General features: G+C 72.5%; 22 protein-coding genes. 12 read left to right on the top strand and 10 right to left on the bottom strand.

Annotated elements, in window-relative coordinates; translation table 11 throughout:
• Positions 1–20 precede the first annotated feature (20 nt).
• Together ilvC and AB0J71_RS04615 are read left to right on the top strand one after the other, a co-directional pair.
• Positions 21–1,004, top strand: coding sequence for a ketol-acid reductoisomerase (gene ilvC, locus AB0J71_RS04620; protein ID WP_352319077.1), 984 nt, complete (start codon positions 21–23; stop codon positions 1,002–1,004).
• Positions 1,005–1,107: 103 nt separating this feature from the next.
• Positions 1,108–1,731 carry a class I SAM-dependent methyltransferase gene (locus AB0J71_RS04615; RefSeq protein ID WP_352318974.1) on the top strand — a complete coding sequence of 208 codons (624 nt, stop codon included), beginning with the start codon at positions 1,108–1,110 and terminating at the stop codon, positions 1,729–1,731.
• Between the two features lie 101 nt (positions 1,732–1,832).
• On the opposite strand, the gene AB0J71_RS04610 is transcribed toward AB0J71_RS04615, so the two are convergent.
• A complete protein-coding gene (locus AB0J71_RS04610) occupies positions 1,833–2,525 on the bottom strand; it encodes a YoaK family protein (protein ID WP_364412711.1) in 693 nt (230 codons plus the stop codon).
• 125 nt (positions 2,526–2,650) lie between these two features.
• On the opposite strand from AB0J71_RS04610, the gene map reads away from it, so the two are divergent.
• Positions 2,651–3,418, top strand: a complete 768-nt coding sequence (map, locus tag AB0J71_RS04605; protein WP_352318978.1) for a type I methionyl aminopeptidase — start codon at positions 2,651–2,653, stop codon at positions 3,416–3,418.
• 214 nt (positions 3,419–3,632) lie between these two features.
• Complete coding sequence (locus AB0J71_RS04600) at positions 3,633–3,902, top strand: hypothetical protein (RefSeq protein WP_352318980.1); 270 nt, start codon at positions 3,633–3,635, stop codon at positions 3,900–3,902.
• Positions 3,903–4,394: 492 nt separating this feature from the next.
• On the opposite strand, the gene dacB is transcribed toward AB0J71_RS04600, so the two are convergent.
• Both dacB and AB0J71_RS04590 read right to left on the bottom strand, forming a co-directional pair.
• Complete coding sequence (gene dacB, locus AB0J71_RS04595) at positions 4,395–5,939, bottom strand: D-alanyl-D-alanine carboxypeptidase/D-alanyl-D-alanine-endopeptidase (RefSeq protein ID WP_364412708.1); 1,545 nt, start codon at positions 5,937–5,939, stop codon at positions 4,395–4,397.
• Between the two features lie 116 nt (positions 5,940–6,055).
• The gene (locus AB0J71_RS04590) at positions 6,056–6,607 is read right to left on the bottom strand and encodes a DUF1707 and FHA domain-containing protein (RefSeq protein ID WP_352318983.1); all 552 of its coding nucleotides are present in this window, start codon (positions 6,605–6,607) and stop codon (positions 6,056–6,058) included.
• An 88-nt stretch (positions 6,608–6,695) separates the two neighbouring features.
• Between AB0J71_RS04590 and AB0J71_RS04585 the strand changes: the two genes are divergently transcribed.
• From AB0J71_RS04585 to AB0J71_RS04575, 3 genes are read left to right on the top strand one after another with little or no spacing between them, the layout of a single operon-like run.
• Positions 6,696–7,208, top strand: coding sequence for a helix-turn-helix transcriptional regulator (locus AB0J71_RS04585; protein WP_364412705.1), 513 nt, complete (start codon positions 6,696–6,698; stop codon positions 7,206–7,208).
• The gene (locus AB0J71_RS04580; protein ID WP_364412702.1) at positions 7,205–7,885 is read left to right on the top strand and encodes an ABC transporter ATP-binding protein; all 681 of its coding nucleotides are present in this window, start codon (positions 7,205–7,207) and stop codon (positions 7,883–7,885) included. Before AB0J71_RS04585 ends, AB0J71_RS04580 begins: the two co-directional genes overlap by 4 nt.
• Positions 7,882–10,437, top strand: coding sequence for an FtsX-like permease family protein (locus AB0J71_RS04575; RefSeq protein WP_364412699.1), 2,556 nt, complete (start codon positions 7,882–7,884; stop codon positions 10,435–10,437). Before AB0J71_RS04580 ends, AB0J71_RS04575 begins: the two co-directional genes overlap by 4 nt.
• Here the strand turns inward: AB0J71_RS04575 and AB0J71_RS04570 are convergent.
• Complete coding sequence (locus AB0J71_RS04570) at positions 10,397–11,758, bottom strand: MFS transporter (protein WP_364412697.1); 1,362 nt, start codon at positions 11,756–11,758, stop codon at positions 10,397–10,399. The genes AB0J71_RS04575 and AB0J71_RS04570 overlap by 41 nt on opposite strands.
• Before the next feature lie 79 nt (positions 11,759–11,837).
• Positions 11,838–12,662: a hypothetical protein gene (locus AB0J71_RS04565; protein ID WP_352318993.1), complete on the bottom strand. Its 825-nt coding sequence runs from the start codon at positions 12,660–12,662 to the stop codon at positions 11,838–11,840.
• Between the two features lie 297 nt (positions 12,663–12,959).
• Between AB0J71_RS04565 and serA the strand changes: the two genes are divergently transcribed.
• Together serA and AB0J71_RS04555 are read left to right on the top strand one after the other, a co-directional pair.
• Positions 12,960–14,549, top strand: a complete 1,590-nt coding sequence (gene serA / locus AB0J71_RS04560) for a phosphoglycerate dehydrogenase (RefSeq protein WP_352318994.1) — start codon at positions 12,960–12,962, stop codon at positions 14,547–14,549.
• Between the two features lie 350 nt (positions 14,550–14,899).
• Positions 14,900–15,028, top strand: a complete 129-nt coding sequence (locus AB0J71_RS04555; RefSeq protein WP_352318996.1) for a hypothetical protein — start codon at positions 14,900–14,902, stop codon at positions 15,026–15,028.
• Between the two features lie 8 nt (positions 15,029–15,036).
• Here the strand turns inward: AB0J71_RS04555 and AB0J71_RS04550 are convergent, their stop codons facing one another.
• From AB0J71_RS04550 to AB0J71_RS04535, 4 genes are read right to left on the bottom strand one after another with little or no spacing between them, the layout of a single operon-like run.
• A complete protein-coding gene (locus AB0J71_RS04550; protein WP_352318998.1) occupies positions 15,037–15,897 on the bottom strand; it encodes an ROK family protein in 861 nt (286 codons plus the stop codon).
• The gene (locus AB0J71_RS04545; protein WP_352319000.1) at positions 15,894–17,057 is read right to left on the bottom strand and encodes a sugar ABC transporter permease; all 1,164 of its coding nucleotides are present in this window, start codon (positions 17,055–17,057) and stop codon (positions 15,894–15,896) included. The genes AB0J71_RS04550 and AB0J71_RS04545 overlap by 4 nt, the downstream gene beginning before the upstream one ends.
• The gene (locus tag AB0J71_RS04540; RefSeq protein ID WP_364412694.1) at positions 17,054–17,773 is read right to left on the bottom strand and encodes an ATP-binding cassette domain-containing protein; all 720 of its coding nucleotides are present in this window, start codon (positions 17,771–17,773) and stop codon (positions 17,054–17,056) included. The genes AB0J71_RS04545 and AB0J71_RS04540 overlap by 4 nt, the downstream gene beginning before the upstream one ends.
• Positions 17,774–18,868 (bottom strand): sugar ABC transporter substrate-binding protein, encoded by a 1,095-nt coding sequence (locus AB0J71_RS04535; protein ID WP_364412691.1) that lies wholly within the window; start codon positions 18,866–18,868, stop codon positions 17,774–17,776.
• Positions 18,869–18,968: 100 nt separating this feature from the next.
• On the opposite strand from AB0J71_RS04535, the gene AB0J71_RS04530 reads away from it, so the two are divergent.
• From AB0J71_RS04530 to AB0J71_RS04520, 3 genes are all read left to right on the top strand, one after another.
• Positions 18,969–20,186, top strand: a complete 1,218-nt coding sequence (locus AB0J71_RS04530; RefSeq protein WP_352319006.1) for an ROK family transcriptional regulator — start codon at positions 18,969–18,971, stop codon at positions 20,184–20,186.
• 109 nt (positions 20,187–20,295) lie between these two features.
• Complete coding sequence (locus tag AB0J71_RS04525) at positions 20,296–21,423, top strand: histidine kinase (RefSeq protein ID WP_364412688.1); 1,128 nt, start codon at positions 20,296–20,298, stop codon at positions 21,421–21,423.
• Positions 21,424–21,463: 40 nt separating this feature from the next.
• Positions 21,464–22,165, top strand: a complete 702-nt coding sequence (locus AB0J71_RS04520) for a response regulator transcription factor (RefSeq protein WP_364412685.1) — start codon at positions 21,464–21,466, stop codon at positions 22,163–22,165.
• Here the strand turns inward: AB0J71_RS04520 and AB0J71_RS04515 are convergent.
• A complete protein-coding gene (locus AB0J71_RS04515) occupies positions 22,138–22,800 on the bottom strand; it encodes a DUF2306 domain-containing protein (protein WP_364412683.1) in 663 nt (220 codons plus the stop codon). The two genes, AB0J71_RS04520 and AB0J71_RS04515, sit on opposite strands and share 28 nt — an antisense overlap.
• Positions 22,801–22,989: the final 189 nt, after the last annotated feature.

Here is a 22,989-nt window from a genome sequence, read left to right as displayed (position 1 = left end):
GTTTTATTCAAGTGACCGAGATCTACTACGACGACCAGGCCGACCTGTCGATCATCCAGGGGCGTCACGTGGCCGTGCTGGGGTACGGCAGCCAGGGCCACGCCCACGCGCTCTCCCTGCGTGACTCCGGCGTCGACGTGCGCGTCGGCCTTCCCGAGGGCTCCAAGAGCCGCGAGAAGGCGGAGAACGACGGGCTGCGGGTCGTCACCCCGGCCGAGGCGGTGGAGGAGGCCAACCTCACCATGATCCTCGCGCCGGACCACATCCAGCGCCACCTGTACGCCGAGCACGTCGCCCCCAACCTCGTCGAGGGCGACGCGCTGTTCTTCGGCCACGGCCTCAACATCCGCTACGGCCTCATCGAGGCGCCCGAGGGCGTCGACGTCTGCATGGTCGCCCCGAAGGGCCCGGGCCACCTGGTCCGCCGCCAGTTCGAGGCCGGCCGCGGCGTCCCGTGTCTGGTCGCGGTCGAGAAGGACGCCTCCGGCAAGGCCCTCGACCTGGCGCTGTCGTACGCCAAGGGCATCGGCGGCACCCGCGCCGGCGCGCTGCGCACCACCTTCACCGAGGAGACCGAGACCGACCTGTTCGGCGAGCAGGCCGTGCTGTGCGGCGGCGTCTCCGAGCTGATCAAGGCGGGCTTCGAGACCCTCATCGAGGCCGGCTACCAGCCCGAGGTCGCCTACTTCGAGTGCCTCCACGAGATGAAGCTCATCGTCGACCTCATGTACGAGGGCGGCATCTCCAAGATGTACTGGTCGGTCTCCGACACCGCCGAGTACGGCGGCTACACCCGCGGCCCGCGCGTCATCACCGACGAGACCCGTCAGGAGATGCGCCGCATCCTCGGCGAGATCCAGGACGGCACCTTCGCCCGGCAGCTCGTCGAGGAGTTCGACGGCGGCCAGAAGGAGTTCACGCGTCACCGCGAGGAGCTGGCCGAGAACCCGATCGAGAAGACGGGCGCGAAGCTGCGCCCGATGATGAGCTGGCTGAAGGGCTGACCCTTCGCCGTACGTCGCCCGCCCGCTGCACGCTCAGCGGGCGGGCGACGCTTTTCGCCCGTTTTTCTAGGGTTCGCCGGCGAGCCGATGGCATGATGCCGGGATGCCTTTCGATCACAACGACCACTACCACCCGGCGATGGCGCGGCTCGTGCCCAAGGGGGCCCGGACGGCGCTCGACGTCGGCTGCGGCACCGGGCGGTTCGCGCGGCGGCTGGCGGGCCTCGGGATCGAGGTCGACGCGGTCGACCCGGCGCCCGAGGTGATCGAGGCCGCCTCGTCGGCGCCGGTGAGCGGGGTGCGGTTCCTGTGCGCCGACGTCACGCGCATGGAGCTGCCCGCGGGGCGCTACGACTACATCTCCTGCCTGGCGAGCCTGCACCACATGCCGTTCGGGACCGTGGCCGCCTTCCGGGACGCGCTGGCGCCCGGCGGGGTGCTGGCCGTCCTCGGGTGCTACGCGGAGCGCACGGCCGTCGACTTCGCGTGGAGCCTGGCCGCCGTACCGGTGAACGCGGCGGCCCGGGTGGTGGTGGCGGCGGGGGAGCGCGTCGGCGGGCCGCGGGCCGGGTCCGTGCGCGCGCCGGTGCGGCCGCCGGACATGTCCTTCGCGGAGGTACGGCGGGAAGCGGCGTCCCTGCTGCCCGGCTTCTCCCTGCGCAGGCTGCTCTTCTGGCGCTACCTCCTGACCTACCGCAAACCCACCACCCCGGGGCTTCCCGGCTGACCTGTCGCAGGGCGCGCTGCCTCGCGGCTTCCGAGGTCTGTCGCAGGGCGGGCCGGCTGCGGGTTGCGGCGCTTGGCTGCCGTACGGCGCCTGCCTCTCCGTCACGGGGCCGACCGGCCGCGCGGGCGCGGTGCTGCGCGGTGGGTCGCGGTGAGGGCCCAGGCGGCGGTGGCCGCCGCGACCGTTGCCGGGGCGATGAACGGGGTGACGGCGGCGTGCACGCGCAGCGCCGAGGCAGCGACGACGGCGCCCGAGACCACGCACAGCACCACGGCCAGCGGGCGCAGCACCCCCGAGCGCGGGCCGACCGCCCGGCCCGCCAGGCTGGTCAGCGTGCCCGTGACGTACGTCGTGGACAGGCCGGGACCGCCCGCCCAGCGCGTGACGGCGCTCTGCAGGCCCATCGCCGTTCCCGAGGCGGCGATCAGCGCCGCATGCGGCAGTGCGCGGGCCGTCCATCCGGCCGCCACCACCACCAGCAGCGCCAGCTCCGCGAGCAACACCGCCAGCGGACGCGCGGGCACCCGGTCCGGCGCCCCCGTCGGCGGGGGAGCGCGGCCGGCTGGGTCGTTCAGCAGGGCGAAGCCGATCGTCAGGCCCAGGCAGAACGTGGTCAGGGCGATTCCCGAGCGGATGACGTGCGAGGTGTCGCCGGTGCCGAGCGCCAGGCCGAGCAGGACGATGTTGCCGGTCATGTTCGCGGTGAACACCTGCCCGAGCGCGAGGAAGCTCAGCGCGTCGACGGCCCCTGCCGCGAGCGCCAGAGCGAGCATGGAGAACCGTCCGAAACGCATACTCTGAGCACTATAACGATTACTCTGGGTGATTAGTCAACCGGGCGGCCGGGCGGCTGCGAGCTCACGGTGAAGCGTGATAATAATACCGGTATAGTTATCGCGCCGAGGGCTGGGAGGCCACTGTGATCACGCTCAAGACCGCCGGGGAGATCGACGCCATGCGGGAGGCGGGCCGCGTCGTGGCCGCCGTGCACGCCGCCGTCAAGGAGCGGGCCGCCGCCGGGGTGTCGCTGCTGCAGCTCGACGAGGTGGCCCGCGAGGTCATGCACGAGGCGGGGGCGCGGTCGTCGTTCCTCGGCTACCACCCGTCGTTCGGGGCCATGCCGTACCCGGGGGTGGTGTGCACGTCCGTGAACGGGGTCATGCTGCACGGGTTGCCCACGCCGTACCGGCTGCGCGAGGGCGACGTGCTGAGCGTGGACTTCGGCGCGCACGTCGACGGCTGGCACGCCGACGGCGCGGTCACCTTCACCGTCGGGCCCGGCCGGGCCGAGGACCTCAAGCTCATCCGGGTGGCCGAGGAGACGCTGGCGGCGGGCATCGCGGCCGCCGTGCCGGGCGGCCGGATGGGCGACATCGGGCACGCGATGTCGCTGGTCGGCCGCGGCGCCGGCTACGGCATGCAGAACGACTTCGGCGGCCACGGCATCGGCCGGGCCATGCACGAGTCGCCGTTCGTGCCCAACGAGGCCCGTCCCGGGCGCGGCCTGCGACTTCGCCCCGGACTGGTGATCGCCATCGAGCCGAGCCTGATGGCGGGCGGCGGCGACGAGTACGTCATGGCCGAGGACGGCTGGTCGGTGTGCTCGTCCGACGGCAGCAGGAGTGCGCACGTCGAGCACACGGTCGCCATCACCGCTGACGGCCCGGTGGTTCTCACCCTCCCCTGACGCCCGCCGTCAGCGCGGGGTCATGGCGGGCCCGGATATTCCTCTGCCGCGTACACCGATCGGTCAAGAAGGACCGGCTGCGTCCCCCCTTCGCTCAAGCGGCGTATTTTCGCTGGTAAAGACAGAAATGCAGGCGTTTGTTGAAAGAGGGCCTAGGGCAAATCTCCTCCCGATAGCTACGGAGAGTAGTCGATAGGTATCAAGGAGAATCGATATGTTCAGACAAGGGCTCATCCTGGCCGGGCTCGTCGGCGGGATGGTCATGGTCGGCGGCTCCGCTCTAGCGGCGACCCCTCACATGGCCTTCGTCCCTCACTCCGACGAGGACCCGGGCCGGGTTCTCTTCGTCTGCGGTGACGAGAACATCTTCGCCCGTGGCGAGGTCGACAACAGCACCAGCGGCGTGCTCGTCCTCGAGACCGGCGACATCCTGAGCCAGATCCTCGGCATCAAGAGCAAAGACACGAAGTGCGCCGTCAGCTGAAGTCATTCCTCAGCGGCTGAACTGCACGACTAAGGGGCCTGTCCGCAAGGACAGGCCCCTTTAGTCATGCCCTTTCTCGGGTCCCGGTGCGAAAAGCCGAAGGTGCGGGTCGTCCGCTGCCGAAGGGGGGCGGGCCCGGCCGCGGTCCGGTGTGCGGGGGGACGTGCGGCGCGGGCCCGCCGGGAGGGGAGCGTGCCGGGCATGTGGTGGGACGACCGGCTTGGGGGTGGGGCCGGCGACGGCCCGGCGCTCCCGGGATCAGGGGTCCGCCACGGCGTTGAACCGAAGTCTGGCGCGCCCATGTCGGCTATGTAGTGAAAATGCGAACCATATCTGGAGCTCCAGGTGATCAGATCGTGATGACCATCCTGTCGAGCCGGGTCGACCGCGGCGGCCCGCCGGACGCCCGGAGGCCGCCGCCCGTCGAAGGGTCAGTCCGTCCCGTGTCCGGAGGCCGCCGGGGTGGTCCACCGGTTCGTCAGCACCGGTTCGTCAGCACTGGGCCGGCTTCAGCCACGAGCACTCCAGGTCGCCCGCCGTGCCCTGGTCGGCGGCCTTGAGCTGGGCGGTGACGTCGGTCGCCGTCGCCCGCGAGAACTGGGCGAGCCGTACGGCGATCTTGTCCTCGATGTCCTTCGGCGAGCCGGACAGGTACTGGTTCAGCATGATCGAGAAGACCAGCGGCTCGCCCTCGGCGCTGGTCACGTAGCCGGACAACGAGGTCACGCCGGTCAGCGAGCCCGTCTTGGCGTGCACGTTGCCGGCCGCCGGGGTGTTCCGCATCCGGCTGCGCAGCGTGCCGCCGGTGAGACGGTCGGCGTTGCCGGCGATGGGCAGGGCCTCGTACCAGGTACTGAACCACGGCTTGGCCCGTACGGCGGTCAGGAGCTGGACGATCGAGTCCGGCGAGAAGCCGTCGCGGCGCGACAGGCCCGAGCCGTCCCGCATGTTGATCACCTTGACACCGTTGGCCTTGGCGAAGTCCGTGGCGACCTTCAGCCCGGCCGACCAGGTGCCCTGGTTCGCGGCCTTGCGGCCCATGGCCTTGGTGAGGATCTCGGCGTGCATGTTGTTGCTCAGCTTCAGGAACGGCACCAGCAGCTCGCTCAGCGGCATCGAGTCGTGCCTGGCCAGCTCGGCCGCCCCGGCGGGGGCCGCGCCCGCCGCCGTCGGGCCGAGCACCCGTACGCCGTGCGCGGCCAGCGCCTTGCGGAACAGCGCGGACACGTAGGCCGTGGGGTCGTCCACCGCGACCCACTCCTGGTACGGGTCGGCGACCGTGCCGGTGATCACGACCGTCCGCGTGCCGTGCTGCCGCTCGATGAGGACGTCGGTCTCGGCGCCCACGGTGGCCTTGTTGACGATCTTCAGGTAGTCGGTTTCCGGGGTCGTCGAGACCTTGACCTGGCCGCCGTCGGCCGCGACCGAGACGATCACCGAGCCGGCGTCGTAGTCGCGGTCGGGGGAGGCGGTCAGTGCGGAGATCGGCGCCGCGTAGTAGGCGGTCTCGTCGTCCCAGGCCCAGTCGGTGCCGAGCCGCTGGCCGTCGAACCACGTGTCGTCGGCGATCAGCTTGCCGGTGACGACCTTGACGCCGGCCGCCGCGACCTTGGCCGCCAGCGCGTCGTAGTCCTCGGCGAGCATGGTCGGGTCGCCGGTGCCGCGCAGCACGAGGTCGCCGGTGAGCACCGAGCCGACCTTGCGGCCGGCGTTCAGCACGGTGGTCGGGAAGCGGTAGTCCAGGCCGAGCGTCTCCACCGCCGCGGCCGAGGTGAACAGCTTGGTGTTGGACGCCGGGGTCAGCAGCTTGCCGGCGTCGGTGGCGTAGAGCTGCTCGCCGTTCGCGGCGCTCTTCACGACGACGCCCGCCCTGGCGATCGTGAGCCGGGAGTCGCCGAGGATCTGGTTGATGTCCTGGGTCAGGTCGGCCACGCCGGGTGAGGGGTCGAGGGCGACCGCCGGTGTGGAGGGGCCGGACGCCCACGCGAGTGCCGCGACGAGCGTGCCCGCGAGGAGGGAGGCTGAGGTGCGCCGCATGTGGTCTCCAAGGGACTGGGGGATCGCATGTGAGCATGAATCAGCGCAGTCGCCGTGTAATCCGCAAATATCCGTATTTCTGGAGCCGGCTCGGCGCGGGACGCGGGGGAGCAGGGTCAGGAGGAGGGGTGGCCCGAGGCGAGGAGGAAGCCGCAGTCGCCGAAGGAGATCTCGTCGCCCGACTTGACCCGGACGGGCCCCACCAGCCGCCACCCGTTGAGCCGGGTGCCGTTGAGCGAGCCGAGATCGACCAGCATCCAGCCGCCGTCGCCCTCCCGCCGCAGCTCGGCGTGCACGCGCGACACCGTCAGGTCCGACAGGACGAGGTCGCAGGCCGACCCCCGGCCCACGACGTAACGCAGCCGGTCGTCGTCCGGGAGCGCCAGCCGGGGCAGCCGCGGCCGCCGCCAGGCCGCCTGCAGCCGGGTGGTGAGCTCCGACACCGACGAGACCGCGTCCGTCAGGCGCTGCCTGATCGTGGGCCGGCGCGGCAGGTCGGCGACCAGCTCGTCGAGCTCGTGCTGGTTGCGCGCCCGCAGCGCCTGGTCGACCCGGCCGACGAAGGTGTCGTGGGAGATCCGGCCCTCCACGGCCCGGTGCTTGAGCTCGTCGATCGCGCGGTCGCGTTCCCCGTCGGAGGCGCGGAACGGCGGTTGGGTGGAGCTCATGTCCCGAGTATCGGCCTGAACGGCGTTCCATGTCCAGAATACGCGGATCAGTTGCGATGGCCATACTCAGTATGCATACTCAGTATTCATGTCGATCAGACACGGACTGCTCGCCCTGCTGAGCAGTGCGCCGCGTTACGGCTATCAGCTCCGGGTGGAATTCGAGGCGTCGACGGGGGCGACCTGGCCGCTCAACATCGGCCAGGTCTACACGACGCTCGCCCGCCTGGAGCGTGACGGCCTGGTGGCGCCCGGCGGAGCCGACGAGCAGGGCAGGACCGTCTACACGATCACCGAGGCCGGTCGGGAGGAACTGGAGCGATGGTTCAGCACCCCCGTCGACCACTCCGACCGGCCTCGGGACGAACTCGCCATCAAGATCGCGATGGCCGTCGCCGCCACCGACGTGGACGTGGGCGCGGTCATCCTGGCCCAGCGGATGGCGACCATGCGCACGCTCCAGGACCTGACCAGGGCCAAGAGGGCCGCCGGTGACGGCCTCGCCCAGCGGCTCGTCCTGGAATCAATGATCTTCAAGGCCGAGGCCGAGCAGCGCTGGCTCGACCACTGCGAGGCCGTTGTCAAGGAGAAGAACCGATGACTGTGGTGGAGCTGCGGGACGTGACCCGCGAGCACGGCCAGGTGCACGCCCTGCGCGGCGTGAGCCTGGAGGTGGCACAAGGGGAACTCGTCGCGGTCATGGGCCCGTCGGGCTCGGGGAAGTCGACGCTGCTCAACCTGGCCGGCGGCCTCGACCGGCCCACGTCGGGCACGGTCCGGATCGAGGGCCGCGACCTGGCCGGGGTCCGCGACCTGGCCGCGCTGCGCCGCGGCAGCGTCGGGTACGTCTTCCAGGACCTCAACCTGATCCCGTCCCTGACGGCCGCCGAGAACGTGATGCTGCCCAGGGAGCTGGACGGCGTCCGCGCCGGGCAGGCCCGCCGGGAGGCGCTGGCCGTCCTGGCCGACGTGGGCGTCGACCAGATTGCCGACCGGTTCCCCGAGGAGATGTCCGGCGGCCAGCGCCAGCGCGTGGCCATCGCCAGGGCGCTGGTCGGCGAGCGGCGGCTGCTGCTGGCCGACGAGCCGACCGGCGCGCTCGACACGGCCACCGGCGACGAGATCCTGCACCTGCTGCGCAACCGCTGCGACGAGGGCGCGGCGGTGCTGCTGGTCACCCACGAGCCGCGCTACGCGGCCTGGGCGGACCGGGTGGTCTACCTGCGGGACGGCCTGATCGCCGAGGCGTCGGCGGTGCGGATGGAGAGCTCGCGATGAGCGCCTTCCTGGCCGCCCTGCGCATCTCCCGCAGGGACGCGTGGCGCTTCAAGGGCCGCAGCGCCCTGATCATGGTGATGATCGGCCTGCCCGTCCTGGTGATCACGGCGGTGCTCACCGGCGCCGCCACGACCAGCGTCACTCCGAAGGAGCGGGCGGTCACGCGGTTAGGAGCGGCCGACGCCCGCCTGCTCACCTTCGCGTACCGCACCCCGGTCCGGCAGGACGACACCGGCGACTCCGCGTACCAGCCGAAGAGCGGCGGCGCGCAGCGGCCGTGGACGCCCGCGGAGATCAACACGCTGCTCCCCGGCCGCCTGCTGCGCTACCAGACGGGCCTGGCCAGCGTCCGGCTGCCCGACGGCTTCAACCAGGCGGACGTCGTGGAGGTCGACCTGCGCGACCCCATGACGGCCGGGATGCGCACCCTGGAGCAGGGCCGCTACGCCGCCGCGCCCGGCGAGGTGACGATCTCGCCGAAGATGGCCGGCCTGGGCGTCCGGGTGGGCGACACGCTCACCGTGCGGCGGCCGGACCGGACCGCGAAGGTGGTCGGCGTCGCCGAGCACCCCAACCGGCCCGGCAACCTGGAGCTGACCGCCCTGCCCGAGGGTCTGCTCAACCACCAGAACGACGGCAACAGCAGCGGCTGGCTGGTCGACACCGCCGGTCCGGTCCTGCGGTCGAAGATTTCGCAGCTCAATGAGGCGGGCCTCGGCGTCACCTCCCGCGCGGTGCTCGACGCCCAGAAGGACGACTCCCGCGGTAACCCGACCAACACCCGCGACCTGGTCCAGCTCGGCGTGATCATCGTGCTCGTCGTCATGGAGACCGTGCTGCTGGCCGGGCCGGCGTTCGCCGTGGGGCTGCGGCGGCGGCGCAGGGAGCTGGCGGTGATCTCGGCGCAGGGCGGCTCGCCCTGGCACCTGCGCCTGATCGTGCTGGCCGACGGCCTGGTGCTCGGCGGCGCGGCGGCCGTGCTCGGGGGCGCCCTGGGCATCGGCCCCGGCCTGCTCGTCGAGTCGATCGCGGCCAGGGAACTGGACTGGTCGCACGGGCCGGCCGACGTGCCGTGGCTGCCGGTGCTCGGCGTGGCGGCGCTCGGCCTGGTCAGCGGGCTGGTCGCGGCGATCGTGCCGGCGGTGCAGGCGAGCCGGCAGAACACCGCGCAGGTCCTGGCCGGCCGGGCCGCGCAGGTCCGGGGACGGGCCCGGCGTCCGGTGCTCGAAATCGTGCTGGTGGCGGCCGGGCTTGGCGCGATCGGCTACGCCATGACCAGGGGCACGGTGACGATGATCGCGGCCTTCGTGCCGTTCGTGTTCGGCATGGTGGCGTTGATGCCCTGGCTGGTCCAGGCCACCTCGCGGATCGCCGCCCGGCTGCCGCTCCCGCTGCGCCTGTCCGTGCGCGACGCCGCGCGCCACCGCGTCCGTACGGCCTCGGCCACGGCCGCGGTCATGGCGGCGACCATGGGGGCGGTCGCACTCGGCATCGGCAGCAGCAGCGCGTACGCCCAGCAGGAGGAGCAGAGCGTCAAGGTGTTCCCGCTGGGCACCACGGTGATCGGCGGCGCCACGTGGATGGACGGCCAGACGTGGGCCAGGCTGAAGGACGCCGTCCGCGCCCGCTTCCCCGGCACCGACGTCGTCGCCGGTCAGGAGGCGACGGACGCCAAGGGCAGAACCCTCTGGTTGACCGTGCCGCGGACGTGCGAGCCGGCATGCGCGCAGCGGTTCTACGACCGCCCCCCGATCGGCGGCGCGGACCTGCTCGCCTTCCTCCAGAAGCGCCGCGACCCGCAGGCGGCCGCCGCGCTGGCGGCGGGCAAGGCCGTGGCGTTCAGCGCGGACGTGGTGAGCGACGGCGTGATCGAGCTGACCGTGAGCGACTGGGACTCCGACACCATCAAGGAGCGCAAGCGGATCCGGATCCCGGCCGTGGTGTCCAGCGGCGCCGACCCCCGGCAGACAGGCGCCGTGATCCCGCCGCAGGCGCTGGCCAAGGCCGGGCTCGGCACAGTCGAGCGGGTGCTCTACACCGCGTCCCTGCCGCAGGACGACCGGCGCATGGAGGCCGACCTGCGGGGTGAGGTGAACGGCAACCTGTTCCTGAACGTCGAGCGGGGGAGGGCGGAGGACCGCGCCGTCACCCTGCTGGTGCTGCTCGGCGCGGCGCTGGTCCTGGTGCTCGGGGGCACGTTCGCGGCCACCGGGCTGGCGGCGGCGGACATGCGTCCCGACCTGAACAACCTGTCGGCGGTCGGCGCGGCGCCCCGGGTACGCAGGCTGGTGGTGGCCGCCCAGGCCGCCTACATCGCGGGCCTGGGCGCGGCGGCCGGCCTCGTCGCCGGCGCGGTGGCCGGTGTCGCGCTGACCTGGCCGATGACCAGGATGGGCGCCGGCGGCATGCGCACGCTGCTGGATGGGCCGGGCACGATCGACGTCCCCTGGTCGTTCCTGGCCGCGGTCGTGCTGGGGCTGCCGCTGGTGGCGGCCGTGGTGGCCGGGCTGTTCACCCGGACGCGACTGGTGCTGGCCCGCCGGGTGGCCTGAGCCGGTACCGCAGCGTCACCAGCACGGACAGGAAGATGATCAGCGCCGGGACCGCGGTCTGCCCGATGAGGACCGCGGTCACGGCGCTGTCCGGCTGCCGGACGGGCGTGCTCGCGTCGGACTCGACGAACCCGCCGATCGACAGGATGACCCCGAAGATCAGCGCCCCGAACGAGCTGACCCCGCTCTCGATGGCCGTCCACAGCCCGGTCAGCACGCCGGCCCGCCGCTTGCCCGACTCGGCGGCGTCCTGGGCGACCACGTCGGCCAGCATCGAGAACAGCATGAGCTCGACCCCGGCGATGCCGATGCCGACGAGCAGGATGGTCAGGTGGGCGTACAGGGGGCCGAACAGCGGGGTCGCCATGGCCGCCGCCGTGCCGCCGCCGAACAGCAGCGCGGCCAGGATCATCGCGCCGCGCTTGTCGAGGCGCCGGGCCAGCCACACCCACAGCGGCATGGTCAGCAGCATCGGCCCGACCAGCGCGGCGAAGAGCGTCTGCGTGCTCTTCGGCGACCCCAGCGTGTACGACGCGAAGTACGGCGCCGCGGCCAGCATCATGCTGACGGCGAGCATCTGCAGGCAGGCCATGACGGTCAGCCACAGGAACGCCCGGTTGCCCCTGATCGCCGCGAACTGCTCGCGCCACCCGCCGTGGTCGGCCTCCGGCGCGCCGGTCATGGGGGCGCGGGCGGTGCCGAAGAACGAGCCGAGCATCGAGGCCAGCAGGATGAGGGCGATCGTCAGGCCCATCAGCCGGTAGCTGCCGAGCGTGCCCTCGTCGCCCTGGCCGGTGGCGATCATCGGGGCCAGCACGCCGCTGATCGCGGTGGCCGCGCCGATGAAGACCATCCGCCACTGCAGCAGCGAGGTGCGCTCGTGGTAGTCGTCGGTCATCTCGCCGGGCATGGCCTTGTACGGCACCTCGTACAGCGCGTACGCGGTCGCCGTCGCCATGAAGCACAGCCCGACGTACAGGGCGGCCGGGACCCCGGTCAGCGGCGGTCCGGCGAAGACGAGGAAGAACGCGACGGGCAGCGTCAGCGACCCGGCCAGCAGCCAGGGGCGGCGCGGTCCCATCCGTGAGACGGTCCGGTCCGACCAGCGGCCGACCAGCGGGTTGATGATCAGGTCCCAGACCTTGGGCGCGGTGACCACCACGCCGGCCAGCCACGGGGGCACGGCCAGGAAGTTGGTCATGTAGTACAGCAGGAGCAGGCCGGGCACGGCGCTGACCGTGGCCGTGCAGAAGGAGCCCACGCCGTAGCCGAGGCGCACGCCCCTGGAGACCGTGGGCGCGCTCACCGGCGATGTGATCATGAGGCCCATTCAAGCCGAGCGAGGGCTTGTTCGGTAGGGCCCAGTTTCCCGGGCCCTGCCGATACGTCCCGCGCGACGGCTACTCGCGCACGTTGGCGCAGACCACGTGCGCGCCGATCTCGATCATGCGGCGTTCGCTGCGCGCGTCGGCGACCCTGGCCATGAGGATCGGCGCGCCGCTGGCCGCGAACTGCGGCAGACGGGCGCGTACCAGGCGGTGCAGGTCGCGGACGACGTCCTCGGCGGCCGACATGTGCACCTTGACGTGCAGCATGATCCCGGTCGCCCCGGACGCGGTGCCGGCCTCGGAGATCCACACGTGGTGCACGAGCGGGAAGTCGCCCAGCAGTTGCGCGATGGCCTGCCGCAGCGCCGGCAGGATCGGGTGCGTGCACCGGCGGTAGCCCGGGTCCACCTGCTGCATCGGCCCCGACAGGTGGGGCCGGGGAGCGGGGACCCACGGCAGCGCGGGCGCCTGCGGGGTGGGCGGGGCCACCTGCGCCAGCGCGGGCACGCGCGAGACGGTGGCCATGGCGCCGGTCGCGTAGGCGGCGGGCGCCGCCCCCGACAGCACGGGTGTGGGCCCCGAACGCGTGCCGGTGAGGAAGCGCTGGAGATCGTCGATGGGCACGGCCGCGGCTGCGGGGCCCGCGGCGTCGATCACGATCTCCGGCACGCCGGTGACGCGCTGGATGTCCAGGATGGTGTCGGCGTCGCACACCGACAGGGAATGACTGCCGCGGTGCCTGGCGTAGGTAGCAGGGCTGGTGTACCCGAGCAGAACCCGGTCACCCGCCTGGGTCGTCCCGAGGACGACCGATCGATCTGGTCGCACTGCCACCAGGACTCCACCGTCGGCGAGGGCCGCCAGCAGGCGATGGGGCGTGCCATGCTGTGCGAGCACGTCGGCAAGCGCAGGATTCCCGATGCTCATATGACGAACCATAGGTAGTCGGCCACGGCTTATCAGGCTAATGGCCAATAAATCCCCCGATCAAGACAAAGATGTGTGCAGAGTGGATGACTTTGCTGCCGGCCGGGTACCGGAGCCGCGTCCAGGGCGTGCGGGACGCCGAGCGGGCCGTCTCAAATCGTGGGTCCCTCGTGAACGCGTTCACAAGCGCGGATAGACTCTGGGGGATCCGAGGGGCCCAGCGACGTGTCCCTCCAGCCCGCCGCATGCCCCTAAGGATCCACGCCTGTGAACAAGCCCGTCGTTCTGGTCGCAGAGGAGCTGTCCGAGGCCGGCCTCGCCGTGCTCGGCGCCGATTTCGAGGTCCGCCACACCGACGGAGCGGACCGTTCCCAGCTTCTGCCCGCCCTCGCCGACGTGGACGCCCTGATCGTGCGCTCCGCCACGCAGGTCGACGCCGAGGCCATCGCCGCCGCGCCGAAGCTGCGCGTGGTCGCCCGCGCCGGCGTCGGCCTCGACAACGTCGACGTCGAGGCCGCCACCAAGGCCGGTGTCATGGTCGTCAACGCGCCGACCTCCAACATCACCAGCGCCGCCGAGCAGACCATCGCGCTCATCCTGGCCAGCGCCCGCAACACCGCCCAGGCCCACGCCGCGCTGAAGAACGGGGAGTGGAAGCGCTCCAAGTACACCGGCGTCGAGCTGGACGAGAAGGTCGTCGGCATCCTCGGCCTCGGCAAGATCGGCCAGCTCGTGGCCCAGCGGCTCCAGCCGTTCGGCGTCGAGCTGATCGCCTACGACCCCTACCTGCCGCCGGCCCGCGCCGCGCAGATGGGCGTCAAGCTGCTCAGCCTCGAAGAGGTGCTCAAGCAGGCCGACTTCATCACCGTGCACCTGCCGAAGTCGAAGGAGACCCTCGGGCTCATCGGCGACAAGGAGCTGCACGAGGTCAAGCCGTCCGTGCGGATCATCAACGTGGCCCGTGGCGGCATCGTGGACGAGGCCGCGCTCTACTCGGCGATCAAGGAGGGCCGCGTCGCGGGCGCCGGCCTCGACGTGTTCGCCAAGGAGCCGTGCACCGACAGCCCCCTGTTCGAGCTGGACCAGGTCGTCGCCACGCCGCACCTCGGCGCCTCCACGCACGAGGCCCAGGAGAAGGCCGGCACGCAGGTCGCGCGGAGCGTGAAGCTGGCGCTGGCGGGCGAGTTCGTGCCCGACGCGGTCAACGTCCAGGGCGGTGCGGTGGCCGAGGACGTCAAGCCGGGCCTGCCGCTGGCCGAGAAGCTGGGCCGGGTGTTCACCGCCCTGGCCGGCGAGGTCGCCACCAAGCTCGACGTCGAGGTCCGCGGCGAGATCGCCTCCCAGGACGTGCGGGTCATCGAGCTGGCCGCGCTCAAGGGCGTGTTCGCCGACGTGATCGAGGAGCAGGTCACGTACGTCAACGCGCCGCTGCTGGCCAAGGAGCGGGGCATCAGCGTGGAGCTGGTGACCAGCTCCGAGAGCCCCGACTGGCGCAACGTGGTGACCGTGCGCGGCGTGCTCGCCGACGGCCGTCAGATCTCGGTCTCCGGCACGCTGTCCGGCCCCCGGCAGATCACGAAGATCGTCGAGGTCAACGGCTACGAGATGGAGATCGAGCCGACGGCCCACCTGTCGTTCTTCGCCTACACCGACCGTCCCGGCGTCGTCGGCGTGGTCGGCCGGCTGCTCGGCGAGGCCGGCGTGAACATCGCCTCGATGCAGGTGGCCCGCGACGTCAAGGGCGGCAAGGCGCTCATCGCGCTGACCGTCGACTCGGCCATCCCGGCCGCCGTGATCGACCAGATCGCGGCCGAGATCGGCGCCGAGAGCGGCCGTTCGGTCGACCTGGAGGACTGACCTCGCGACCTGAGGACTGACTCCCCGATCGCGGGGAAGGCCGTCACCTGGACCGTTCCGGGTGGCGGCCTTTTCTTGTCTCAGAATGCGAGATAGTAGGACATCCAACGAGACAGCGAAACAGTCGCCGGGTACCGTGGGTGGAAATGCGCCAGGTTCTCGTACTCATTACCTGCCGCGGCGGGGCCTGTTAGGGCAGGCCGACGACCCGCCGCGGTGAGTGGTGATGCCGTCGGCCGGTCAGTCCCTTCCCTTCGCCCGGTCCGTGATCCGGACCCGCGAGAGCAGGCCCGGTCGGATTCGCGACCGGGGTCCGACGCCCCTTTTCTGGAACGCGCCAGCGAAACGAGATGAGCGACATGTACGAGATGTACGCCTGGAACCGTACCGAAGAGAACGAGAACGAGGCCGCCGAGGCCCTGCAGACCGCCCTCGACCGCAGGGACAACGGCGGCGCACCCCAGAACTCCGCCCGGTAGCGCCGCCCTCAGGCCCGCGCCGCGGCGTGGGCCAGGGCGAGCGCGCCGAGCAGCGGCGCGTCGTCCGTGAACCGGCCGGGCCGGATCTCCGGCGGGAACGGCACGGCGCGCCGCACCTCTTCGGCCAGCCTGGGCACGATCAGCCCGGCCGCGCCCATCATGCCGCCGCCCACGACCAGCACCTCGGGGTCGAGGGTGACGCACAGGTTCGCCACGGTCATGGTCAGCACCGACAGCGCCCGCGCCACCAGCTCCGCCAGCGGTCCGGAACGCGCGGCGAGCATCTCCTGCGCCGTGGTCGCGCGGCCGAGCAGCGCGCCGCCCCTGGCCGCCAGCCCCGCGCCGGAGACCAGTTCCTCCAGCGGCACCCGCCCGTCGGCGAAGGCCGCCTGTCCCGGCGTGACCTGGAGGTAGCCGATCTCGCCCGCCGCGCCGTGCGCGCCGGGCACCACCCGGCCGCCGACCACCAGGGCCGCCGCCAGGCCGGTGCCGAGGTTGAGGTAGACGCCCGTGGAGACGCCGCGCAGCGCGCCCCACCGCAGCTCGGCCGCCGCCGCCGCGTTCACGTCGTTGTCGATGGCCACCGGCGTCGCGCCGAACTCCTCGCGCAGCAGCCTGGGCAGCTCCAGCCCCTCCCAGCCGGGGACGTTCGGCGCCAGGCGCACCACGCCGTCCCTGATCACCCCGCAGGTGGAGAAGCCGACCGCGGCCGGCCGGCCGTCCAGGGCGCGGGCGGCGGCCAGGGCCCGGACGAGCGTGTCCGGGCCGGTCTCCAGCCGGGTGCGGCCGGCCACCACGGGCCCGTCGGAGCCCGAGACCCCGATCGCGACCTTGGTCCCGCCGACGTCGATGCCCAGGACCCGGCTCACCGGGCGGCGCCCCTGCGGGCCAGCGAGTCGATCGCCACCGCCAGGGCCAGCACGCCGGCCGTCACCATGAACCGGACGGAGGAGTCCACGCTCAGCAGGTACATGCCGTTGGTGATCGACTGGATGACCAGCACCCCGAGCAGCGCGGCGTAGGCCCGTCCCCGTCCGCCGAACAGGGACGTGCCGCCGATGACCGCCGTGGCGATGGCCATGAGCAGGATGTCGCTGCCGCCCGACCCCTGGTTGACCGCCGACAGCCGGCTGGCCGCCAGCACGCCGCCCGCCGCCGCCAGCGTCGAGGCCAGCACGAACGCCAGGATCCTGATCCTGGTCACGTTGATGCCCGCGCGCCTGGCGGCCTCGGCGTTGCCGCCGACGGCGTACAGGTGACGGCCGAACGCGGTGTGCCGCAGGACCAGGTCGAGCAGCACCACCAGCGCGCCGAAGAGCACCAGCAGCAGCGGCACGCCGCGGTCGGCCGACATGACCGCCACCGCCGCGCCGAGCACCACCGCCAGCCCGCCCGCCGTCACGGGAACCTGCCAGGCCGGCGCCACGGGCAGCCCGGCGGCCAGCCGCGCCCGCCTGGCCAGCGTGGCGATCCCGGCGTGACCGCCCGCCAGCCCGACCACCAGCGCCCAGGACAGCCATCCCGGCAGCCAGGTGTCGCTCAGGCCCGAGATGAACCCGTTGAACGGCAGGTTGATCGTCCCGCCCTGGCGCAGCAGGTAGAGCAGCAGCCCGAGCCAGCCCATCAGCCCGGCCAGCGTGACCACGAACGACGGCATCCGCAGCTTGGTCAGCATGAGGCCGTGCAGCAGCCCGATCGCCGCGCCGGCCGCCAGCGCCAGCAGGATGGCGAGCAGGGCGTTCCAGCCCTGCTTGACGTGCGCGATCGTCATGATCGTGGCGCACAGGCCGCTGACCGAGCCGGCCGACAGGTCGATCTCGCCCAGCAGCAGGACCATGATGACGCCGAGCGCGATCGTGCCCGTGGCGGCCATCTGGAGTGCCAGGTTGGTGAGGTTCTCGGGCGACAGGAAACGCTCGTTGAGCGTGCTGAACACGATCGTGATCGCCACCAGGCCGCCGACCACCGGCCAGGCGCCGGCCTCTCCCTGGCGCAGCCGTCCGGTCACCGTGATCGGCATCGCCGTCATTCGCCCGCTCCTGTGATCGCGGCCACGATCTCCTCGCGGGAGGCCTCGGCCGTACGGAACTCACCGGCGTTGCGTCCGAGACGCAGCACCACCACCCGGTCGCTCACCTCGCGCACGTCGGCGAGGTTGTGCGAGATGACCAGCACCGCGAGGCCGCGCTCGCGCAACCGCCGGATCAGCGCCAGCACCTGGGCCGTCTGCTCGACGCCGAGCGCGGCGGTCGGCTCGTCCAGGATGACCAGGCGGGGTTCGCCGAGCAGCGCCCTGGCGATGGCCACCGACTGCCGCTGGCCGCCCGACAACGTCGACACCGGCACCCTGATGTCGCCGATGCGCACGTCGAGCTGGGCGAGCAGGTCGCGGGTCGCGCGTTCCATGCTCAGGTGGCGCAGCACCGACCAGCGGCGGCGTTCGGCGCCGAGGAACAGGTTGGCCACGACGTCGAGGTTCTCGCAGAGCGCGAGGTCCTGGTAGACGGTCGAGATGCCGAGCGCCTGCGCGTCGTGCGGGGTGGCGACGCGCACCGGCACGCCGTCCACCGTGATCTCGCCCGCGTCCGGCACGACCGCGCCGGAGATGGTCTTGACCAGCGTCGACTTGCCCGCGCCGTTGTCGCCCATGAGCGCCACGACCTCGCCGGGACGCAGTTCCAGCCCTGCCCCGTCGAGCGCCCGCACCGCTCCGTACCGTTTGGAGATCCCGGTCGCCGCGATCATCTACTCGATGCCCGCCTTCGCGCAGGCGGCCTTGACCTCGGCCGTGCAGATCTGGTCGGCCCGGTAGAACCCGTCCTTCACGATGGTGTCCTTGATCTTGTCGGCGGTGACCGCGATGGGGTCGAGGAGGAAGGCCGGGATGTCGGCCGTGCCGTTGTTCACCTTGGAGGTGGCGGCGGGCTGCTCGCCCTTGGTCAGGGCGACGGCCAGCTCGGCGGCCTTCTCCGCCTCTCTCCTGATGTCCAGGTAGATGGTCATGTACTGCTCGCCGGTGAGGATGCGCTGCACGGCGGCCAGTTCGGCGTCCTGGCCGGTGATGGGCGGCAGCTCCTTGTAGCCGGCGCGCTTCATGGCCGCGATGGCGCCGCCCGCCATGCCGTCGTTGGCCGACAGCACGCCGACGATCTGGTCCCGGCCGATGGCGGTGATCGCCTGCTCCATCTGCTGCTGCGCCTTGTCGGGGCTCCAGTCGGGGGTGTCGAACTCCCTGCCGACCTTGACCCTGCCGTCCAGGACGCTCTTGGCGCCCTTCTTGTAGTCGGCCGAGCTGGGGTCGGTGGGCGAGCCGTGGATCATCACGATCTGGCCCTTGGCCGTGGTGCCCTTGGCGTTCATGGCGTCGAGCAGCGCCTGGCCCTGCATCTCGCCGACCCGTACGTTGTTGAACGAGACGTAGTAGGCGTAGTCGATGCCCGAGATCAGCCGGTCGTAGGCGACCACCGGGACCTTCTTCTGCCTGGCCTGGTTGACCAGGGGCGCGACCGCGTTGGCGTCCACGGCGTCCAGGACGAGCACGTCGGCGTCCTGGGTGAGCGCGGCCTCGACCTGTTGTTGTTGTTTGGCCGCGTCCTGCTCGGCGTTGCCGTAGATCACCTTGCAGGCGGGGCACAACGCCTTGACCTTGGCCTCGAAGAGGGGGCGGTCGAAGGCTTCGTACCGGGTGGTCTTGGATTCGGGCAGGAACAGGGCGATCGTCCCGCCCTGCCGCGGCCCGCCGGCCTGAGTGGCCGTCGTGCCGGTGGTGGTGCTGCTGTTCCCGCAGGCGGCGGCCAGCAGGACCGCCGCCGCGGGGATGAGTCGCCAAGCTCGGTGCATCGCACTTCGTCCTCTCAGAAGATGCCCGCCCCCGCTTGGTAAGAAAGGTAGTTTACTATCAGGCGTGTTGGCTAGAGTGCACCTCGGAGGGAGGCCGGACATGCGACGCGACCTGGCGAATCCACGGCTGCTGCGGGTGCTCAACGAGCGCCGTCTGCTCGACCAGCTGCACGAGCACGGCCCCGCCTCGCGCGCCGACCTGGCCAAGAGCACCGGCCTGTCCAAGCCCACGGTCTCGGCCGCCCTGGCGGGGCTGGCCGAGGACGGCCTGGTCCACCTGGTGGGCGAGGTCTCCGGGCGGCCCGGCCCGGTCTCCTCGCTCTACGACGTGAACGCCGCCTCCACCCACGTCGCCGGCATCGACATCGGCCGCGACTGGATCAGGGTCGCCGTGGCCGACCTGCGCGGCACGTTCGCCGGGCGTACCGACGGCCGCAACACGGCCCGCACCTCCGCCGAGCTGGCCGTGCTGGTCGGCGAGCTGGCCCGGGCGGCGGCCCGCGAGGCCGAGGTCGAGTGGCGCTCGATCACCTGCGCGGTGGTGGGCTCGCCCGGCGTGTACGACCCCGTGCGCGGCGGCCTCGACTTCGCCCCCAACCTGCCCGGCCCGCCCGACCTGGCCGACCGGTTGCACGCCGCCCTGGGCGTCGACCTCGTCATCGAGAACGACATCAACCTGGCCGCCGTCGGCGAGCACGTCCACGGGGCCGGGCGGGGCAAGGCCAACTTCGCCCTGGTGTCCATCGGCACCGGCGTCGGCATGGGCATCGTGATCAACGGCGAGCTGTACGTCGGGGCGCGGGGGGCGGCGGGCGAGGTCTCCTACATCCCGGCTGCCGAGGACCCTCCCGCCTCCGTCCCGCCCGCCGCCCCTTTCGCGCAGGACGCCGATTTCCTCGCGCACGACGGCGACCCCTTCACGCACGGGGCCACCGAGGCGGCCACCTCCGCGCCCGGTGTGGTGCGCGCCGCGCGGGCGGCCGGGCTGGAGCTGGAGACGGCGAGGGAGGTCTTCGCCGCCGCCGCCGAGGGGAACGAGGCGGCCAGGTCGGTGGTGGAGGCCGAGGGCCGCCGCATCGGCGGGCTGCTGGTGGCCGTGGCCGCCGTGCTCGATCCGGAGGTGATCGTGCTGAGCGGGGGAGTGGGGCGCAACCTCGACCTGCTGGGCGCGTCCGTGGAGCGGCGCATCGCCGAGCTCGGGCCGTTGCGCCCGCGGGTGGTGGCCAGCGCGCTGGGCGACAGCGGCGTGCTGCTGGGCGCGGTCGCCCACGCCAAGGCCCGCGCCTGGGACCTCATCTTCGACGCCCGCAAACACTGACCCCAGCCCCGCCCCCGCAGGGCCGGTGGCTCCGCGCCCTGGGGTCCCGACACCCAGCCTGGAGCACCTTTGGGGGGTTCGGGGCGATGCGGGGACTTACGATGAGGAGGTGGCCGGCCTCCTTCGTTCCGTGTGGCGCGAGCCTCGTCCTCCCGGCCCGCCGGTGCGGGTGTGGCGCGACTGGGCGCTCGTCGCGGCGCTCGTGCCGGCCGCGGTGATCGAGGGCGTGCTCCGGCCCGACCTGCGGTGGCCGGTGATCTCGACGGCCGTCACGGTCGCGCTGATCCCCACGCTGCTGTGGCGCAGGACCAGGCCGCTGCTCATGGTCGCGCTCGTGTTCGGCGCCACCGCCGTGGCCCCGCTGCTGACCGGTGGCCAGCCGGTGGAGACGTACACGCTGGCGTTCGTCACGATCGTGCTCTACGCGCTGTTCCGGTGGGGTTCGGGACGCGAGGCCGTGATCGGGATGGCGGCCGGGCTGGTCGCGGTCGGCCTGTCGCTGGCCTCCGGACGGATGGCGCCCGGCGACGTCGTCCCGGCGCTCGGCGTGCTGGTCGCGACCGTCGGGCTGGGCAGCGCCTTCCGCTACCGGGCCGGGGCGCGGCTGCGCGAGCTCGACCAGGTCAAACTGCTCGAACGCGAACAGCTCGCCCGCGACCTGCACGACACCGTCGCCCACCACGTCTCGGCCATGGCCATCCGCGCCCAGGCGGGCCTGGCCACCGCCGCCACCGAGCCGGGCGCGGCCACCGACGCGCTGCGGGTGATCGAGGCCGAGGCGTCGCGCACGCTCGCCGAGATGCGGGCCATGGTCCGCGTGCTGCGCAGGAACGAGCCGGCTGAGCTGACCCCGGGCCGCCACCTCGACGACCTGCGGCGGCTCGCCGGACGCCCGCGCGTCGGCCCGGCCGTCGAGGTGGAGATCGCGGACGGGCTCGGCGACCTGCCGCCCTCGGCCGGCGCGGCGCTCTACCGCATCGCCCAGGAGTCGATCACCAACGCCCGGCGGCACGCCCGCCACGCCACCCACATCACCGTCCGGGTCACCGCCGACGACGCCGCCGTACGCCTGACCGTGAGCGACGACGGCGACCACGCCGGCGGGGTCGCCGCCCCCGGCTACGGCCTGATCGGCATGATCGAACGCGCCGCCCTGCTCGGCGGCACCTGCGAGGCGGGCCCCAACCCCAACCGCGGCTGGACGGTCACCGCCGTCCTGCCGAAAGAGACCGCATGAACGCCCGGCGGGAGGCCGCGCGCGTGCGTGAGGAGGCGGCGTGAGCAAGCGGCCGGAGGCTGCGGGAAGTGGCCCGGAGGGGGCGGCGGCCATCCGGGTGCTGGTCGCCGACGACCAGGAGATCGCCCGCACCGGGCTCAGGATGATCCTCGACGCCCAGCCCGGCATCGAGGTCGTCGGCGAGGCCGGGGACGGCAGGCGGGCCGTCGAGCTGGCCCGCCGCCTGCGCCCCGACGTGTGCCTGTTCGACATCCGCATGCCCGGCCTCGACGGCATCGCGGCCACCCGCGAGCTGGCCGGGCCCGACGTCGCCGACCCCATGGCGGTCGTCGTGATCACCACGTTCGACCTCGACGAGTACGTCTACGCCGCCCTGCGCGCCGGGGCCAGGGGTTTCCTGCTCAAGGACGCCGGCCCGGCGCTGCTCGCCCAGGCGGTGACCGCGGCGGCCGGCGGCGAGGCGCTCATCGCCCCGAGCGTGACCGCGCGCCTGCTTGCCGCGTTCGCCGGAGCCGGGCGCACGGAGGCGCCCGCGCAGCCGGTCGAGGCGCTCACCGGCCGCGAGGAGGAGATCCTGCGCGCCGTGGCCCGCGGCCGGACCAACAGCGAGATCGCCCGCGAGCTGCACATCTCGCTCAGCACGGTCAAGAGCCACGTCGCGAGCCTGATGACCAAGCTCGGCGTGCGCAACCGCGTCGAGATCGCCATGTGGGCCTACGAGACCGACCGCGTACGCACCTGACCTCTGCGACCTCCGCGACCTCCCCGACCTCTGCGGGCTCTGTGGACGGCCCACTCGGCCACCGCCAGGTTGATCACCCAGCCCGCGCCGACGAGCAGGGCCCGCCCGAGCTCGCCGGGCGGCCCGAAGGCGGCAGCGCCGAACGCCAGGGTGAACGCCTGCGTGCCCGCGCCGAGCCCGATCGCGTACCCGCGGGTCATCCAGGTGCGATGCCGGGCCACGTCACGCCGCCGGATCGCGGCCAGGCCGAGCAGGAGGCAGACGGCCATGCCCGTCCCGAACAGCAGGCGGAAGGCGGCCAGCAGCGTCCCGTCGCCGGCGGGAAGGTCGGAGAAGAGCGTCAGCCACAACCCCGACAGCGCCGCGACCAGCCCGCACGCAACCAGCACCCGCCCGGCCGCGCGGTGCCACCCCGGCCGCCCGGCCCGGAACCGGGCCTGGAACTGGAACGTGCCGAGGACGCAGAACGCCAGCGAAGCCGGGATGTGCAGCAGCACCGGCACGGGCATGGCGAAGAAACGCGCGTTGTCCGCCGTGACCGGGGCGCCGGCGGCCAGTTCGGTCAGCCGGAGTGCGCCGGCGACCAGCGGGACGACGCTGAGCGCGAGCAGCCCGGCGGGTGCGATCCATCTCATGCCTGAGAGCGTGCCGCCCGCGCCCGTGCCCGGTCATCGCGCGGACGGCCCGTCCCGGTTCGCACCATCGGCGGGCGGGCGGTCGTACTTTCGGCCATCGAGCCGTCGCCTTTCGACCGTTGAGCGTCCGCGCAGGTCACGCCCACACTGGCGGCACATCAGCGGCACATCAGCGGCACGAGGGAGAAA

Origin of the sequence: Nonomuraea sp. NPDC049637 (assembly GCF_040675235.1) — a bacterium.
GTDB lineage: Bacteria > Actinomycetota > Actinomycetes > Streptosporangiales > Streptosporangiaceae > Nonomuraea.
Note: the sequence above shows the minus strand (reverse complement) of the source record. Positions and strands in the feature narration are given on the sequence as shown.